We start from the raw sequence: 16860 nt of genomic DNA, 5'->3' as shown, positions 1-16860 counted from the left end.
GCGTCTGGTCGCCGCCGCCGAGCCGGCACAGCACCTGGGCGGCGCTCCTCGGCGGCAGCCGGTCCCCGCTCAGATAGCGCTGCCAGGACGACTTGCTGTACGCGGTGCGCCGGGCCAGACCGGCGAGACTGAGTCCGGTACGGCCCTTCATGACCCGCAGGTGCTCGACCAGTTGCCGGGCCGCTCCCGGCAGCGTGGGCGGCAGCGGCCGCCAGCGTGTCATCTCCCGATCCCCCCGTGTGCCTCGGCCCGGCGACAGGGTGCCGCCCGGCCGGCCCGGTCCGGCAGAGCGCACGCCCGCCGATCCGGGGCACGCACGGTCGCGCGCACGTCCCCGCGCGGGACGGCCCGGCCGGGCGGGGAGGGAACGGACCCGAGTGGCGGCCCGCGAGCCGCCGGTTACGGCGGGTCGCCGCGGACCGGTCCCCACAACGTCGTACGACGCCCGGCCGCCCCGCCGGTCGCCCGCCGCGCCGGATCCGGACCGTCCCGCACCTCTCACGCGCCCTCGCCCCGGGGTGAGAGCAACGTTCCCTTCCGGTCACCCACAGCCACAGGGCGGAAACGCCGCCTCCCTACCTTCGTGGCCCAGTCAGTCGTAGCAGGCCGAGCACGCGGAGCACCGTGGAGGCGTCATGACAGCCCCAGCCCCCGACCCACGCAGTCGCTGGATCAAGGAATGGGATCCGGAGGACGAGACGTTCTGGAACGCGACCGGTGAGAAGGTCGCCCGGCGGAACCTGGCCTTCTCGGTCCTCTCCGAGCACATCGGGTTCTCGGTCTGGACCATGTGGTCCGTGCTGGTGCTGTTCATGGGCCCGGAGTACGGCCTGAGCCCCGCCGACAAGTTCCTGCTGACCTCGATGGTCACGCTGGTCGGCGCGGTCGTCCGGGTGCCGTACACCTTCGCCGTCGCGCTGTTCGGCGGCCGGAACTGGACGGTCGTCTCCGCGGCCCTCCTCCTCGTCCCCACAGTCGCCGCGTTCGCCGTGACGAAGCCGGGCACCTCCTTCGGCACCTTCCTGCTCGTCGGCCTGCTGGCCGGTGTCGGCGGCGGGAACTTCGCCAGCAGCATGACCAACATCAACGCCTTCTTCCCGATGGAGAAGAAGGGCTGGGCGCTCGGACTCAACGCGGGAGGCGGGAACATCGGTGTCCCCGTCATCCAGCTGGCCGCCCTCGTGATCATCGGGGCCGGCGGCGGGCCCCGGGTGCTGCTCGGGATCTACATCCCGCTGATCGTCGTCGCCGCCGTCCTCGCCGCGCTCTTCATGGACAACCTCGCGACCGTGAGGAACGACACCGGCGCGGCGATCGACGCGGCGAAGGACGGACACACCTGGGTCATGTCCTTCCTCTACGTCGGGACGTTCGGGTCGTTCATCGGGTACGCCTTCGCGTTCGGGCAGGTCCTCCAGGTCCAGTTCGGCCGTACGCCCCTGCAGGCCGCCGGTCTCACCTTCATCGGCCCGCTGCTCGGCTCCCTGCTCCGGCCCGTCGGCGGACGGCTCGCCGACCGGTACGGCGGGGCGCGGATCACGCTCTGGAACTACGTCGGCATGGCCGCCGCCACCGGCCTCCTCGTCATATCCGCCCCGCAGAAGTCCCTGCCCCTGTTCGTGACCGTGTTCGTCGTGCTGTTCGCGCTCAGCGGGCTCGGCAACGGATCGACGTACAAGATGATCCCCGGCATCTTCCGGGCCAAGGCCCTCGCCAGGGGGCTCACCGGGGAGGAGGCCGCGTCCTACGGGCGACGGCTGTCCGGGGCCTCCATGGGCCTGATCGGCGCGGTCGGCGCGCTCGGCGGCGTCGGCATCAACCTCGCCTTCCGGCAGTCGTACCTCTCCTACGGCAGCGGCACCGGCGCCTTCGTCGCCTTCCTGGTCTTCTACGGCCTGTGCTTCGCCGTGACCTGGGCCGTATACCTTCGCCGGCCGGACGGGCAAAGGCGGACCGCGACCGCCACGGAGCCGAAGACCCGGCTCGGCTACGCCGAGGTGTGACGTAACACTGGTGACATGGGGCCGAACCGAACCCGTCACGCGTCGTTGACAGGCTCGTCCGGCATGCGGGTCAGCTAGGAGAACAGCCATGGACGAGGAACAGCAGCGGCCGGAACCCGGTCCGCCCGGGCCTCTCGCGGGATTCACCGTGGGGGTCACGGCCGCGCGCCGCGCCGACGAACTCGGGGCGCTGCTGCAAAGGCGCGGTGCCGCCGTGCTGCACGCCCCCGCCCTGCGCATCGTGCCGCTGGCCGACGACGGCGAACTGCTCACCGCCACCGAGGAGATCATCGACCGGGCGCCGGACGTGGTCGTGGCGACCACCGCGATCGGGTTCCGGGGATGGGTCGAGGCCGCCGACGGGTGGGGCTTCGGCGACCAACTGCTCGGCCGGCTGCGGGACGTGGAGCTGCTGGCCCGGGGACCCAAGGTCAAGGGGGCGATCCGGGCCGCCGGGCTGACCGAGAAGTGGTCGCCGTCATCCGAGTCCATGGCCGAGGTGCTGGACCGGCTCCTGGAGGAGGGCGTCGACGGCCGCCGGATCGCCGTCCAGCTGCACGGGGAGCCGCTGCCGGGGTTCGTGGAGTCGCTGCGGGCGGCGGGCGCGGAGGTGCTTCCGGTGCCGGTGTACCGGTGGATGCCGCCGGAGGACCTCGGGCCGGTGGACCGGCTGCTGGACGCGGTCGTCTCCCGTTCGGTCGACGCGCTCACCTTCACCAGCGCGCCGGCCGCCGCCTCGCTCCTCTCCCGCGCCGAGCACCGCGGGCTGCTCGCCGAACTGCTCGCCGCCCTCGGCCACGACGTCGTCCCCGCGTGCGTCGGCCCGGTCACCGCGCTGCCGCTCCAGGCCCTCGGCGTCGACACGGTCCAGCCGGAACGCTTCCGGCTCGGTCCCCTCGTACAGCTTCTCTGCCGGGAACTCCCCTCCCGGGCGCGGACGTTGCCCGTCGCCGGGCACCGCGTGGAGATCCGCGGGCACGCGGTCCTCGTCGACGGCGTGCTGCGGCCGGTGCCGCCGACCGGGATCTCCCTGCTGCGGGCGCTCTCCCGCCGGCCGGGCTGGGTGGTGGCCCGCGCCGAACTCCTGCGGGCCCTGCCGGGCGCGGGCCGCGACGAGCACGCGGTGGAGACGGCGATGGCCCGCCTCCGTACGGCCCTGGGCGCGCCGAAGCTGATCCAGACCGTGGTCAAACGGGGCTACCGGCTGGCACTGGACCCGGCGGCGGACACGAAGTACGCGGACGCGTGAGCCCGGGGGTGCGACCGGTGGTGGTCACTTCCAGTGCAACGACTTGGCGACCGCGTCGAACAAGTCGGTCATGGCGTCGGCGAACATGTCCAAGGAAGTCGAGAACGTGAGCAGCAGGACCGCCCCGGTGTTGGGCACCCTGACCGCGTAGTCCACGACGGTGACGGGCAGTCGGTTGCCGGTCGGGTCCTCGGCGTCCGGGACCTTCCGGGTACGCCGTGTCGTCGCGGGTCCCGCGAAGGGAAGGACGACGTCGGTGATCTCCTGCAACCGGCCCCTGGCTTCGAGGCGGAGGTCCTCCCCGGCCGGAGCCACTGTCACCAGGAGCGAGCAGGAGAGAGGTACCGGGCCGATGGAAGCCGTCGAGATGTAGAGCTCGACGCCGCCGTTCTCGTAGCCCTCCTCCGCGCGCGCACCCACGGCCTTGGCGAATTCCCGCTTGAGGAGCACCGCGTCGTCCTGGCCGTCGAAGACCCGGTCGGCCAGTGCGCGGATGGGCGATTTCCAGCTGCCGGGTTCGAGCGGAATCCTGAACCAGCCGTCCGGAACGAGCAGTCCGTAGTCGCTCGGAGGGAGCGTCCCTCCGTCCCTTGGACCGTCGGCGACGAGGTCCGGCATTCCGTCAGCCTTCCTTCGCCTCGGCCAGTTCCAGCGACTCGGCCAGCGTCTGCGCCAACTCCAGGAGCGGCTCGCTGAAGACCAGATTGGTCCACGACATCCGGAAGGCGAGGACGTTGTCGACCTGCGGTGGCAGCACCGCATAGGTGACCGTCTCCATCATCGTCTTCTTTTTGAAGAGCGAACCGGTCTCGACCGAGAGGAGTTCCTGGACCCGTACACCGGGCCCCGCCGGAAGGTTCACCTCGGTCATGCTCCGCCGCTCGGGCGAGGAGGGAAGGACCATGTCCAGGAGTCCGGGAAGACGGTCCGTGGACCGGTACCCCTCGCCGTCGTAGTCGTGTACCTCGTAGACCGCGGTCAACGCCTTCGCCGCGTCGATCACATAGGCGTAGGCGAACGTGGGATCGCCCAGATCGGCCGTGGCCGCCACTCGGGCCAGCACCGCCGCGAGTTCACGGATCTCGCCTCGGGGAGCATCTGCTCCCAGGTGCTTTCGGGCGGCCCGCCTGGCCCACTCCCCGAACTCCGCGCCCTCTCCCACGGGAAGCCTGATACTGCCGTCGGGTTCGGAGATCAGACACTGCCACGTCACGTCGTCACCCACTCGGAATTCCTCCTGAACGCCACTAACCCGCTGTCCAAGCGGACTTCCACTTGTTGTACGGATCATCCCATTCCGTCAGGCCGTGGAGCTTGTCGTTCCCGTCGACGGCGGTCGCCGCGGCGGTGTAACCGAGCCATCTCTGCCCGGCGGACCGCACGTAGTCGGTGAACTTCACACCACCCATGCTCTCGAACTTGCCGAGAATCGGGACCTCCTGGAGCGCCTTGCTGGACTCGACCCACTCCGGATTTCCGAAGGGCCGGGCTCCCCGCCAGGCATCCTTTCCGAAGAGCCTCCCCACGTCTTTGAAGTCCTTGAGGCCCTTCACGGCGTCCGCCGTGTCCCGGTAGAGCACCTTGGGGTTCAGGACATGCTTGAACTCCCCCAGCTTCCCGAAGACCCCCGGCAGATCGCCCGCCAGTCTCCGTGACGCCGCTTGGGCAGCTTGGTTCGCGGCCTTCGCAGCCTTCCCCTTCAGGGTGTTGGCCGCCTTCGCCGATCTGCCGGACAGCGAGTTGGCCGCGAGGAAGTCCGCCCGGGCGGAGCGGCTCGCCGTCTGCACCCCGCGTACGCCCGTCGCGGCGGCCCTGCCCGCGCTCAGTGCGGCACGGCCCAGACCGAGCGTGAGCAAGGCCACGCCGTCCAGGACCAGGTCGGCGATGCTCGCGTCTCCCGAGAAGACCAGCACCAGGTGGCAGGCGAGGGACACCACGGTCGCGAGCAGGGCGATCGCGTCCAGCACGCCCGCCAGGGCCCAGCCGATCACCGGGATCCAGCCCACCAGCAGCGAGGCGAGGGCGCAGGCCGTCGCCACCCAGCCGGCGATGTCCGCGACGCTCTTGAGCGCGCCCTTGACGTTCTCCCAGGTGGAGTCCTTCAGGCCGTCGTGGTCGACGAGCGCCTCAAGGGCCCGGGCCGCCTTCTCCCCGGCCCGGTCGCGGGCGTTCCTGGCCGCGTGCACCCGGGTGACGGCGTCCTTCACGCGGCTGTCGGCCTCGTCCCGCCTGGTGACCAGGTCGTGCTTCTTCTGCGCGTAGTCACTCGCGGACTTGTCGAGGGCATCGAGTGACCTGCCGAGGCGGTCCCGCTCGTCGCGGTCGCGTTCGGCGTCGCCACGGGCCCTGTCCGCGGCCTGCTGGGAGGACGCCAGGACGGAGGCGTACTTCTCGTCGGGCCGGTCCGTCTGCTCGCCCAGGAGGTCGGCAGCCGTCTCGAAACGGTCCAGGACCTTCTTCAGCCGACCGACGGTCCCCTCGGCCGTCTTGCGGAACTCGTCGGCGGCGTCGCTCTGCCAGCCGTCCACTCCGCACAGGGCCTCGATGTTGCCCGTCTGTCTCCTGATGGCGTCGGCCACCGAGCGGAATCGCCGGCCCAGCTTCGCCACTGCCTCCGGGTCCCCGGGCACCGGGTCGGAGTCCAGCTCGACCGGTGACCAGTCCTTCGGACGGGACATCATCCCCCCTGCCGTCGGGGCTTCTTCTCCTGGTCACGGACCGCGTCGGCTAGGTCGGTGTCGATCTGCTCGTACGCCTGGGCGGCCGCCTTCGTGATTCCCGCGAGCTTGGCCAGCTCCCCTTCGAGCTTGCCCCGCTTGTAGTCCCAGTTGTCGGCGAAGTCGTCGAGCCGGTCGGTGAGTTCCTCATGACCGACGACCTCCCGGCTCCAGCCGTACTCGCCCTTGTCGTCCAGTCCCTGCAGCTCCCCGACGATCTTCTCGATGCCCGTGGAGACGCTCTTGAGCACGTCGAGATCGTCGATCCTGGTCCTGTCGCCCACGACACCTTCCCCCACCGGAGAGCTCAGACCGGCTCTTCGTTCACCTGTTGACGGACTGGATCTCCTGCACGGTGACGTCCTGGGACCGGCCGAAGGTGCCGTCGGGCAGGTCGTGGGGGGCGCCGCCGTCGCTGCCGGTCCAGCTGATGTGCCAGGTGACCGTGGCCTTCAGCTGGTAGGTGCCGTCGCCGGACGAGTGCAGGTACCTCACTCCGCAGGGGGGCGTCCTGTCCGCGTCGCCGGCGCCGTACTTCTCCCCCACCGTGTGGTTGTGGATCTGGCAGACACCCGACGCCGGGTAGGTGACCGCGTCGGACGTACCCGGGTCGATCTTGAGAGCGACGGGTTCAGCAGTCGTCGTCGCCCACATGCCGAGGACGTCGATGCGTGCGGTGACCGACACCGGCTTGAACGTTGCCCCGTCCAGCCATGCCCAGGTGGGCAGGTTGACCTTGGTCGTGTTCGCGGGAGCCAGACTCACGTCCTTGGAGGGCACGCGGATCTCGTTGTACGCGAGTTTGGCGAGGATCTCGGGTGTCACGGTGTTAGGGATGTCAGCGGGCGGTGCGTCGCCGGTGTCCACCCAGAAATAGGGCTGGTCGCACTTGTCCCAGCCGGGCGGGAAGGACTTGTTGACGTACGAGTCCCACCAGTAGCCCTTGCCGGCCTTGTCCTTGTTGAAGTCCTTGTAGGGGTGACCGTCGACATAGCGGTCACGCTGACTCGCGTCCCACGCGTCACCTGTCGAACCGGCCTCCCAGATCGGCTCCACGTACGCCTGGAAGTCCGCCGGGGAGTACTTCGGGGCATACCAGCAGGCCGGTGGGGTCCAGGACGTGACGGAACTGACAGGGCCGACGGAGCCGCCCGAACCGTTCTTGGAACGGTCGTACCGGATCACTCCGACGGTCGAGGAGAGCTTGCCATCATCGGAGGAATTCCCGTGCTCCTGCGTCTCGGTGGTCGCTGTCCCGTCGTCTCCGCGTCCACCCGCGTAAGCGGTCTGTGAGACACAGACCGTAACCCACGCGAGCGAGAGGACCGCTGCCCCCTTTGCCAACTTCCCTACGGCTGGCATGCCTTGTCCCCCCGATTCGACACAATGTCCGTAGTCTGCCAAATACCCTTGGCGTTCTTCGCAAGCTTGGTGTGGTACAAGACGTAACTGTCCGCGGTCGTCGGCGTGTTCTTGACCTTGCCGGTCTTCCTGTTCTTCAGGAACGACTTGCTCTCGTCGGAACAGTAGGTGACGTATGCGCTCTTAGCCCCGGACAGTGTCACCTGGCGGTCGAAATACCGGGTCCTGCCGATCCACGTGTCGCCCTTGTCGATGTAGCCCTGCACGTAGGTGATCGCCGCACCCAGTGCCTTGTCCGCGTTGTAGAAACCGAGGGCCTTCGCACTCGTGCTTCCCTGGAAGATCGCGTCATCCATGGAATTCACACTCAGGGCACTGTCCGCGAGGACCGCGTCCTTGGTGGCATCGCCGGATTTCTGGTCCTCGAAAACATTCGAGGCGGAGGAAGGAAACGTGATCTTCGGCCGCCCCCCGTCGTCGGCCGCCGAAGCCGACGCACTCGGCGTAGCCGAACCCGACGCCCCCGTGTCCGCGCCCGCGATCTTGTCGTTCGCGTCGGACTTGTCTCCGCCGCCTCCGCCGCAGCCGGCGAGCAGGAGCGCGGCCGTCACACCGGCGGTGGCTGTCGTGAACAGGCGGCGGGAACGGCGGGTCACGGTGGGCTCCTGGTGGGGCGATTGGGGTCTGCGAAGCAGCGAATACGGTATCGAGGTCCATCCGGAACGCACCAGAGCGATTTGCTGCGACCGGGCCGCACGAAACGCGTATCGCTCATCATAGTCACCCAAATCAGCACCCCCGCCTCCGCTTTGGTGCCGTCTCGTGACATCGCCACGACGCCCGGTCGGCCCGCACGAAGGACTGCCGGACGGGTCGGGCTTCCCGGAGGCAATGGCGGCTCCACGCGTCGGCCACGGAATCGCCTTCTCCGCGAACAGATCTGACCTGTAACTTCACGCGTGCACAGGTTTATTGAGGGGACGTGCGCGACGGAGCTCGGGAGTTGCCGTGGATGCGGAGATCGAGGATACGGAAGCGCCTGATCAACGACGTCTGGAAGGCCTGCGCACGGGCGGGATGAGTGGTCGTCGACGACGGAGCATCTCTCGCGATCGGCAGTATGAGCCACGGGTGGGTTCAGGTCGGGCTGACTCCGGCGACCGATATTCCGGCGTTGGCGGACCGGGAAGGAGATCTCCTTCTCATCTCCCGTTCCTCGAGCGGTCACCGGGTCTGTGCGGCCGGCACCGAGGGATCCGAGTACTGGATCATTGACATGGGATTCCCTGCACAGGACCGCCAGGGGAAGGAGAGACCGTCATGACGCAGCACGTGGGCCCCGCCGAACCGTGGGTGATCCTTGTGCCGGAGGAGTCCGCCGAAGTCCGGCGGCGGTCGGCCGGGATCACGGCGAGGGGTGGGCGGATCCATCACTTCGACGCCCGCGAACTGTCCACCGAACAGGGCGTGTTCCGCGCCTTCGCGGAAACCCTGCGCTTCCCCGGCTACTTCGGCCGGAACTGGGACGCCCTGGTCGACTGCCTGGACGACCTCTGCGGCGAGGTCACGGGAGGAGGCGCGGGGATCGTGTGTGTGGTGCACGACGCCGATCTCCTGCTGCGGACGGAACACTTCCCCACGTTCGTATCGGTCCTCTGCCAAGGCGCCGACCGTGCGAACTCGGCCGTGGACCTCGACGGCGATCCCCTGGACCGGCCCGCCGTCTCCCTGAGCTTCATCCTCGGGTTCCGTGATTTCGACCACGCGAAGATCGCGGGCCGCGTCCGGCAGTCCGACCTGATCGTCACCACGAGGGACGGGTGCGTAGGGGCGGCGCTTCATCCCGGGGTATGGCACTGAGCCGGAGTACAGGTCCAAGGGACGGACGGAGGGCGAGGACCGGGCATGGTGTCCGAGGGGAACTGGGCGAGCGGCGAGGGTCTGCTGGGTCTTGACGATCCCGCCGAGTGGGACGCGGCGTTCGAGCGCGGGGAACGCCGTATCGGTACCGCGGCGATCGGGCTGGCATTCAACTGCCCGTTGGAGGAGGCGTCTCCCCGGATCCTCCGGGCGACTCGGCTGCCGGACCGCGAGCAGCGTGGCTACGCCTTCACCGCGGTGGGACACGCGGCGCGGCTGAACGGGGCTCTGACCCCGGAGCTGTTCGCGGCCCTGCGTGCCGAGGGCCCCGGCGGTGCCGCGGAGCATCCCGTCCGGGACACGTTGGCCTTCGTGCCGTTCCGGGATCTGCCGCCGTGGTTCAAGCGCCGGTGGGTGTACGTGACGGTCGGCGACAAGCTGGAGTACTGGTGGGCGCTCGCCGTGGACGCGTTCGAAGACGGCCGGCGCAGTCTGCGCTACCGGCGCCGCTGAGGGCCCGGGCCCGAGCCCGGGCCCGGAAGCGACAGGCGACAGGCGGCGCCTCAGGGCCGCCTCCGGCGCGACGTTCCGTGCCGCCTTCCCGGACCGTCCGGCCACAGCCGCGGACTCCGGCCGGCCGCCACGTCCTCCACCCACCCGAAGGCAAGCACCGCCAGCGCGAGCAGGGGCCACACCATCACGAACGTCCAGAGGCCGTACGTCGAGTCCAGCAGGGAGGCCGCCCGGTCGGAGGACATGAAGGGCAGGTCGTACGCCGCGTCGAGGAGCGGGAACGTCGCCATGATCAGGGCGTTGTGCCAGAGGTAGATCGTCACCGCGCGGTTGTTGGCGAGGGTGATCGGCCTGTCCCAGCGGCGCAGGCGGCCCGGCAGCTCCCGCCAGGACGGGGAGTACTGCAGCAGCAGCACCACGGCGCCGAACGACCAGCAGGCCTGTGCGAGGGGAATGTCGTTGAGGTCCCAGCCCTCGGGGCCCGGGTGGCCCGACGCCCACCACAGGCCCACCGCCATCACCAGGCAGGACAGGGAGACCGCCGCGTAGCGCGGGACGCGTGCCAGTACGCCCACCTGGTGCGCGAAGCCCAGGATCCAGCAGCCGCCGTACACCGCGAAGTCCGTGACCGCGTTGCCCGTCTCGCCGGGGATCGCGACCAGGCCCGTGCCGACCACCGCGGTCAGCGCCAGGGGGGCCAGGACCGTCGGCAGGGGCCACCTGCGGAACGCCCGCAACAGCAGGGGCGACAGCAGCACGAACCACAGGTACGCGCGCAGGTACCACAGCGGGCCCGCCGCCTGTTCCGCCCAGGTGTCGTCCAGCAGCCCCGATGCCGAGCCCAGGTGTTCGGGGTAGGGCGGGGCGCCGATCGGCAGGACGTAGGAGGTCAGTCGGGCCAGGCCGGCCCAGCCGCCGCCGACGTCGGGGTCCTTCAGCGGGTGCCAGCCGGCCGTCAGCAGCAGCGTCAGCAGGACCGCGCTGAACAGCCACAGCGGCGGGAGGAGGCGGCGGAGCCTGCCGCGGATCACGTTCGCCGCCGGACGGCTCAGGCTGCGGGCCATCAGCGAGCCCGCCAGCGCGAACATCACGCCCATGGAGGGGAACAGGATGGTCAGCCAGGGCCAGCCGAACAGGTGGTAGACCACCACGCGGAACAGGGCGAGGGAGCGGAGCAGGTCCAGGTAGCGGTCCCGGGCGTGTCCGGGCGTCCGCGTCTCGACCGGGACGGTCTCGGACTGTGTCATGCCGGCTGCCTCCCCTTCGCCTGGTCGACGCCGCCGCCCGGCGCCTCCACCACGCCCGTGCGCCGCAGCTTCTGCCAGCGCAGCCGGCCGCCGGTGAGGGCCGTGATCCAGGACTGCAGGAGTACGACGTACATCAGCTGTCGGTAGAGGATCTGCTGGAGCGGCAGCGAGACGAGGTGGGTCATGCGTTCGCGGTCCAGGCGGAAGGCGTAGGCCGCGCAGACCGCCTGCACGGCCAGGACGCCCAGCCAGGCGCCGATCGTCTTCTGCGTCGGGCCGAAGACGATGCCGTAGAGGAGGAACGCGTCGATCAGCGGGGCGAGGAGCGGGGCCACGACCATGAAGAGGGACACCAGGGGCAGGCCGACGCGGCCGAAGCGGCCCGACGGGCCCCGGTCGAGGAGCGCCCCGCGGTGCTTCCAGATCGCCTGCATGGTGCCGTACGACCAGCGGTAGCGCTGGGACCAGAGCTGGGAGACGGACTCCGGGGCCTCGGTCCAGGCCCGTGCCCGCTCGGCGTAGACCACCCGCCAGCCGTCCCGGTGGATGGCCATCGTGATGTCGGTGTCCTCGGCGAGGGTGTCGTCGCTCATGCCGCCGACCCGTTCCAGGGCGGTACGGCGGAAGGCGCCGACCGCGCCGGGGATCGTCGGCATGCAGCGCAGGACGTCGTACATCCGGCGGTCCAGGTTGAAGCCCATCACGTACTCGATGTGCTGCCAGGCGCCGATCAGCGAGTCCCGGTTGCCGACCTTCGCGTTGCCGGCGACGGCGCCGACCCGTGGATCGCCGAAGGGCTGGACCAGTTCCCCTACCGTGGCGGGTTCGAAGACCGTGTCGCCGTCCATCATCACGACGATGTCGTGCCGGGCGTGGGCCAGGCCTCGGTTGAGGGCGGCGGGCTTGCCCGCGTTCGTCTGGCGGATCACCCGGACGTCCGGCAGCGCCAGGTCCTCCACGATCCGCGCGGTGCCGTCCGAGGAACCGTCGTCGACGACGAGGATCTCGACCGGGTGCTCGCTCGCGGTCAGTGAACGGACCGTGTTCTCGATGCACTTGGCCTCGTTGTAGGCGGGGACCAGGACGGAGACCGGTTCCGTCACCGGCGGGCCCCAGCTGAAGCTGCCGCGGCGGACCCTGCGGGCGTGCACGAAGGAGAGCCAGAGCATCAGGGCGAACCGGGCCAGTACCGCCGCGCCGACCACCGCGAGGCCGGCGACCAGTACGTCGGTGGCCCCGTCCGCGGCCTGGACCAGGGAGATCCAGGCCCGGCCCTGCCAGAGGTCGGGGCCGGTGACCGGGGTGTGGGCGCTGGGCGCGTTCAGGACCTCGGTGAGGTTGCCGAACGTGTAGCCGCGGCGCTGGAGTTGCGGGATGAGGCGGTCCAGGGCCTGGACCGTCTGGTGGCGGTCGCCGCCCGAGTCGTGCATGAGCACGATGGCGCCCCTGCCGTCGTGCGGGGTCGCGTTGCGGACGATGGCGTCGACGCCCGGCTTGCGCCAGTCCTCGCTGTCGGTGTTGTTGACGACCGTGATGTAGCCGCGGCTGCCGATGTACCGGGTCACCGGCCAGGACCGGTTGTCCATGGCGTCGGCGAACGAGGAGTACGGCGGCCGGAACAGGGAGGTCCGGATACCGGCGGCGCCGGTGATCGCCAGCTGGGTCTGGGACAGTTCCCAGTCGATGCGCTTCTTCGACTGGTACGACAGGTCGGGGTGGCTGAAGGTGTGCACGCCCACCTCGTGGCCCTCGGCCACCATGCGCCGGACCAGCCGCGGGGAGCGGGAGGTCATGGTGCCGGTGACGAAGAAGACGGCGTGCGCGTGGTGCTTCTTCAGCACGTCCAGGACCTTCGGGGTCCAGGTCGGGTCGGGGCCGTCGTCGAAGGTGAGGACCAGGCGGTGGTCGGGGATGCGCAGGGACGTCGTACGGCCGCCGCGGGTGTCGATGACCGGGCCGCCGTCCAGGATCTTCTCCGGGACCCTGTCGGAGGCGGCCTCGGGGCGGATCCGGTGGTCGGCGAGGATCTCGCTGTGGACGTAGCCGCGCAGCATCAGCATCGCCATCACGGCGACGAGGACGAGCACGGGCAGTGTCAGGCGCATGGGCAGCCGGCGGCGGAGACCGGTGGTGGGCGGTGCGGGGGCGGCCCGGCGACGACGGGTCCCGGTCCGCGGCCGCGTCCGGGTTCGCGGGGCGGGGCCGGGACGGGTGCGGGACCCCATTACAGGACGGGGGCGCGGGTGCCGCCACGGCGGGCCGCGTGCTCCGCCACCGGGCCTGAGCCGGTCGGTGCGGCCGACTCGCTGGGCGAGGCCGGCGGCGACGAGGCGGGCGGCGGCGGGCTCTCCGACACGGGGGCCGACACGGACGGCGAGGGCGCCCCCGACGACGAACCGGGCTCGGGCGGGGCGCCCGTGGCCCGGACGGAGGACGTCGGCCGCGCGGACGCCGAGGCGCTCGGCCCGCCGTCCGCCGTCCTCGCCCCGGGTGTCCCGGAGGAGGAGCGGGCCGACGGGGTCGCGCCGTCGCCGCTCACGGCCGGACCGGCCACCGGGCCGTCGTCCCCGGAGGAGTCCGATGACCGCGCGGGCCGCGGCGGGCCGTCGACCCGGCCGGCCGGCCGGTCGTGGTTCTGCCCGGGCACCGGCAGCCAGGGCGCGTCCGAACTGCCCGACAGCAGGGTGACGACGATGACCACCGCGTAGACCGCGCAGGCGAGGCCGACGGCCGTCCCGATCCGGCGGAACCGGCGGCTGCGGCGTCCCGACTCGTCGACGAAGACCGGCGCGTCGGAGACCTCCGGCGCGCCGGTCGGCCGTATCCGGACCTGTCCGACGTCGTCCGGGTGCGGCGCCCGGTCCGGGTTCCGGGCGGGGAACGGGTGGGGGCGCCGCGCGCCGGCCGGGACCCCGCGGATCGGATCGACGAGGACCGCGCCCCACGGATCCCGCACCGCGCCGACCGGCAGCACCTCGGTCGCCCCGGTCACCTCGGCGGCCCCACCCGGACCACTCGCCCCGCCCGGAGCACTCGCCCCCGCCGGACCACTGGCCCCGGCCGCCTCGCCCGCCTCGGCGACCGCGCTCATGGCGACCGTTCCGGACGGACCCAGGCCGTCGGCGCCCTGCGAGGCCGACTCCGGTCGGTCTCCTCCGGCCAGTGGCACATCACGGGCGTCCAGTGCCAGTTGCGGCAATTCGGGCTGGGTTTCTTCTCGCCAGTTCTTCACGCGCACGCATCCCCCCACGGGACTGTTCCGGGCGCGCTGACGAACCCGAGCACACGTCATCGGATCCGGGCCCCCACCCGTCTCCGAACGCCCCCTTCTAGCTCTCCGCGCTCGGGGCCACGAAGCTAGCGCACGGGGGGATGCCGTGTTTCCGATGTGTCATTTGTGGTCGTCCATCACATCTTGATCAATGGCTGGAATCCACCCGTCGGACGGTCGCCGAAGCCATCCCTCCGCCCGCGCGAGTTCGGCCGCCGCCCGCCGCAGGGCGTCCACTCCGGGATGGACCAGCCCCTTTCGCCATACGAGCGACACCGGCGACAGGGGCACGGGATCGACGAGGGGCCGCGCGACCGTCCCAGGTATGGCCGGAAATCCCACTACCGCGAGGATCGGGTTCCGGTTCTTGGCCATGATGCGCTCGAACTCCTCCTCCCCGACGGCCAGCGGCAGCGGCGGCGCGACCGCGACATCGCGCCCCTCGAAGAGGCAGAACGCCAGGTCAGTCCATTCCAGAGTGCGCTCGTTGCCCGCGCCGGCGTACACCGTCTCGCCCGCCAGCGCGGCCAACGGGACCTCCGCCAGCTCCGCCAGCCGGTGATCGGAGGGAAGAATTACGGCCATCCGTTCGAACCGTACGGGCTGTTGTTCGAGACCGGAGCGCAGCGCCGGATCCAGTCCCGCGAACCGGCCGAAGGACGCGTCGAGCCGCCCGGCGAGGAGTTCGGCCGCCGCTCCGGTGAGCCCGCTCTCGTAGCGGGCCATCAGCTCGCCGTCGGGGGCGAGTTCGCGCGCCCGGCGCAGCACCCGGCGGCCGGTCTCCAGGCCGGGCGAGTTGAGGTCCACCAGCAGCGGCCGGGCCTGCCCGAAGGCGGCGAGCAGCGCGTCCTGGGCGGCCAGCAGCCGGCGGGCGTACGGCAGCAGCCGGACACCGTCGACGGTCAGCGTCACCTGCCGGGTGGTGCGCAGGAACAGTTCGGCACCCAGCTCCCGTTCCAGCCGCCGCACGTCACGACTGAGGGCCTGCTGGGCGACGTACAGCCGGGCGGCGGCGCGGGTGAAGTGCAGTTCCTCGGCGACGGTCACGAAGACCCGCAGCAGCCGGGGATCGATGTGGGCGGGCGCTGGCATCGGGCGAACTTACAACACGGGTGCGTGAATCGGCGCCGAGCAGGTGTTGGACCCCTCGACCGCCCCCGGGCGACGGTGATGCACATGCCACACCCGACCGCACCGACCCCGCCGGGGCCCCGCCCCCCGGCACACCCGCGCCCCCTGTACACCGTCACCGCCGACACCCTCGTCGCCGTCGACTTCGCACCCCGTACCGGCCACCGCCCCGACTCCCGCCCGCCCGGCCCCTACCGCCGCCTCTTCGCCCGGCCCGGCACCCGTGCCTTCACCGCCGGGAACCTGCTGGCGCGGCTGCCCATGGGCATGTTCAGCGTCAGCGCGGTCGTGATGATCGCCGGCGCCCGCGGCTCGTACGCCCTGGCCGGTACCGTCACCGCGACCGGCCTCGCCGCGACCGGGGTGGCCGGTCCCTGGGTGGCACGGCTGGTCGACCGGTACGGCCAGGCACGGGTCGCCGTGCCCGCCACCGTCACCGCGGTGCTCGGCAGCCTCGCCCTGGTGCTCTGCGTCCGCTTCGGCACCCCGGACTGGACCCTGTTCGCCGCCTACGCGGCCACCGCCACCACCCCCAACCTCGGCGGCATGTCCCGCGCCCGCTGGGCCCACCTGCTGCGCGCGGACCCGGACGCCCTGCACACCGCGAACTCCTTCGAGCAGGCCGCGGACGAGGTGTGCTTCATGCTCGGCCCGGTACTGGCGGCCTTCCTGACCGGCACGTTCTTCCCGGAGGCCGGCACGCTGGCCGGCGCGGTCCTGCTGCTGGCCGGCATGCTGCTGTTCGCCGCCCAGCGGGCCACCGAGCCACCGCCCCGGCCCGGCCGTACCGCGGAGGGCACCCTCTTCGCCCCCTCCCTCGTCGTCCTCCTCGCCTGCTTCGTCGCGACCGGTGCGGTGTTCGGGTCGATGGAGGTGGTCACCATCGCCTACGCCGACGCCCAGGGCCACCGTGCGGCGGCCGGTGCGGTCCTCGCCCTCCAGGCGGCCGGCTCCTGCGCCGCGGGGCTCGTGTTCGGGGCGCTCAGGCCGACGGCGCCCGCCGAACGGCGGCTGCCGGTCTGCCTGCTGTCGATGGCGGTCCTGATGTTCCTGCCCCTGCTCGCGGCCCGCGCCGCCGGCGGCCTCTGGGCGCTGGCCGCCGCTCTGCTCGTGGCGGGCATGGCGACCGCGCCGACCATGGTGACGGCGATGACCCTGGTGCAGGAGCGCACCCCCGAGGGCCGTCTCAACGAGGGGATGAGCCTGGTGGTGACCGCCCTGCTGACCGGTGTCGCGGCCGGCTCCGCGGCGGGCGGCTGGGCGGCGGAGCACGTCCGGCCGGCGGATGCGTTCGCCGTTCCGGCCGCCGCGGCCGTCACGGCCCTCCTGGTCAACACGGCCGGCCGGGCGGCCGGTAGGGCGATGAGTCGAATCGCTTCCCACAATTCCCGCCGCACCCATTGACGGCCACCCGGCCCGCACCTACCTTCCTGCGTCGAAGCGCTTCGACGTTTCGCATCGAACCGATTCGGCGCGGGACGAGCTCCATCCATCCGACTCCCCGGAG

Annotated in this window: 15 protein-coding genes and 1 pseudogene; 5 read left to right on the top strand and 11 right to left on the bottom strand. The window is 71.3% G+C overall.

Annotated elements, in window-relative coordinates:
* Positions 1–58 precede the first annotated feature (58 nt).
* Positions 59–151, bottom strand: a pseudogene (locus ACFY3I_RS18005) (helix-turn-helix domain-containing protein); the annotation flags it as partial.
* A gap of 484 nt (positions 152–635) precedes the next feature.
* Here ACFY3I_RS18005 and ACFY3I_RS18000 point away from each other — a divergent pair.
* Positions 636–2003, top strand: coding sequence for a nitrate/nitrite transporter (locus tag ACFY3I_RS18000; protein WP_390861427.1), 1368 nt, complete (start codon positions 636–638; stop codon positions 2001–2003).
* A gap of 88 nt (positions 2004–2091) precedes the next feature.
* Positions 2092–3252 (top strand): uroporphyrinogen-III synthase, encoded by a 1161-nt coding sequence (locus ACFY3I_RS17995; RefSeq protein ID WP_390861426.1) that lies wholly within the window; start codon positions 2092–2094, stop codon positions 3250–3252.
* Between the two features lie 24 nt (positions 3253–3276).
* Here the strand turns inward: ACFY3I_RS17995 and ACFY3I_RS17990 are convergent, their stop codons facing one another.
* The 6 genes from ACFY3I_RS17990 to ACFY3I_RS17965 are packed head-to-tail and all read right to left on the bottom strand — an operon-like array spanning position 3277 to position 7987.
* Positions 3277–3870 carry a hypothetical protein gene (locus ACFY3I_RS17990; RefSeq protein ID WP_390861425.1) on the bottom strand — a complete coding sequence of 198 codons (594 nt, stop codon included), beginning with the start codon at positions 3868–3870 and terminating at the stop codon, positions 3277–3279.
* Between the two features lie 4 nt (positions 3871–3874).
* Entirely contained in the window at positions 3875–4477 is a 603-nt protein-coding gene (locus ACFY3I_RS17985) for a hypothetical protein (RefSeq protein WP_390861424.1), read from the bottom strand.
* Between the two features lie 22 nt (positions 4478–4499).
* Positions 4500–5930, bottom strand: a complete 1431-nt coding sequence (locus tag ACFY3I_RS17980) for a putative T7SS-secreted protein (protein WP_390861423.1) — start codon at positions 5928–5930, stop codon at positions 4500–4502.
* Entirely contained in the window at positions 5930–6253 is a 324-nt protein-coding gene (locus ACFY3I_RS17975) for a hypothetical protein (protein WP_365293515.1), read from the bottom strand. The genes ACFY3I_RS17980 and ACFY3I_RS17975 overlap by 1 nt, the downstream gene beginning before the upstream one ends.
* Before the next feature lie 40 nt (positions 6254–6293).
* Positions 6294–7331 (bottom strand): hypothetical protein, encoded by a 1038-nt coding sequence (locus tag ACFY3I_RS17970; RefSeq protein WP_390861422.1) that lies wholly within the window; start codon positions 7329–7331, stop codon positions 6294–6296.
* Positions 7319–7987, bottom strand: a complete 669-nt coding sequence (locus ACFY3I_RS17965) for a hypothetical protein (RefSeq protein ID WP_390861421.1) — start codon at positions 7985–7987, stop codon at positions 7319–7321. Before ACFY3I_RS17965 ends, ACFY3I_RS17970 begins: the two co-directional genes overlap by 13 nt.
* A 664-nt stretch (positions 7988–8651) precedes the next feature.
* Between ACFY3I_RS17965 and ACFY3I_RS17960 the strand changes: the two genes are divergently transcribed.
* Complete coding sequence (locus tag ACFY3I_RS17960; protein ID WP_390861420.1) at positions 8652–9191, top strand: barstar family protein; 540 nt, start codon at positions 8652–8654, stop codon at positions 9189–9191.
* Positions 9192–9236: 45 nt separating this feature from the next.
* Positions 9237–9704, top strand: coding sequence for a hypothetical protein (locus ACFY3I_RS17955; RefSeq protein ID WP_390861419.1), 468 nt, complete (start codon positions 9237–9239; stop codon positions 9702–9704).
* Between the two features lie 50 nt (positions 9705–9754).
* On the opposite strand, the gene ACFY3I_RS17950 is transcribed toward ACFY3I_RS17955, so the two are convergent.
* The 4 genes from ACFY3I_RS17950 to ACFY3I_RS17935 form a co-directional block, all read right to left on the bottom strand.
* Complete coding sequence (locus ACFY3I_RS17950) at positions 9755–10951, bottom strand: acyltransferase (RefSeq protein ID WP_390861418.1); 1197 nt, start codon at positions 10949–10951, stop codon at positions 9755–9757.
* Positions 10948–13056 carry a glycosyltransferase gene (locus tag ACFY3I_RS17945; RefSeq protein ID WP_390861416.1) on the bottom strand — a complete coding sequence of 703 codons (2109 nt, stop codon included), beginning with the start codon at positions 13054–13056 and terminating at the stop codon, positions 10948–10950. Before ACFY3I_RS17945 ends, ACFY3I_RS17950 begins: the two co-directional genes overlap by 4 nt.
* Positions 13057–13175: 119 nt before the next feature.
* Complete coding sequence (locus tag ACFY3I_RS17940; RefSeq protein WP_390861415.1) at positions 13176–14183, bottom strand: hypothetical protein; 1008 nt, start codon at positions 14181–14183, stop codon at positions 13176–13178.
* Positions 14184–14342: 159 nt separating this feature from the next.
* Positions 14343–15314, bottom strand: a complete 972-nt coding sequence (locus ACFY3I_RS17935) for a LysR family transcriptional regulator (RefSeq protein ID WP_390861414.1) — start codon at positions 15312–15314, stop codon at positions 14343–14345.
* 84 nt (positions 15315–15398) lie between these two features.
* Between ACFY3I_RS17935 and ACFY3I_RS17930 the strand changes: the two genes are divergently transcribed.
* Positions 15399–16757 carry an MFS transporter gene (locus ACFY3I_RS17930; protein WP_390861413.1) on the top strand — a complete coding sequence of 453 codons (1359 nt, stop codon included), beginning with the start codon at positions 15399–15401 and terminating at the stop codon, positions 16755–16757.
* The last annotated feature ends 103 nt before the right edge of the window (positions 16758–16860 follow it).

Origin of the sequence: Streptomyces sp. NPDC001068 (assembly GCF_042897315.1) — a bacterium.
Lineage (GTDB): Bacteria > Actinomycetota > Actinomycetes > Streptomycetales > Streptomycetaceae > Streptomyces.
The sequence above is the reverse complement of the archived record's forward strand: the minus strand, read 5'-3'. Positions and strand labels throughout refer to the sequence as shown.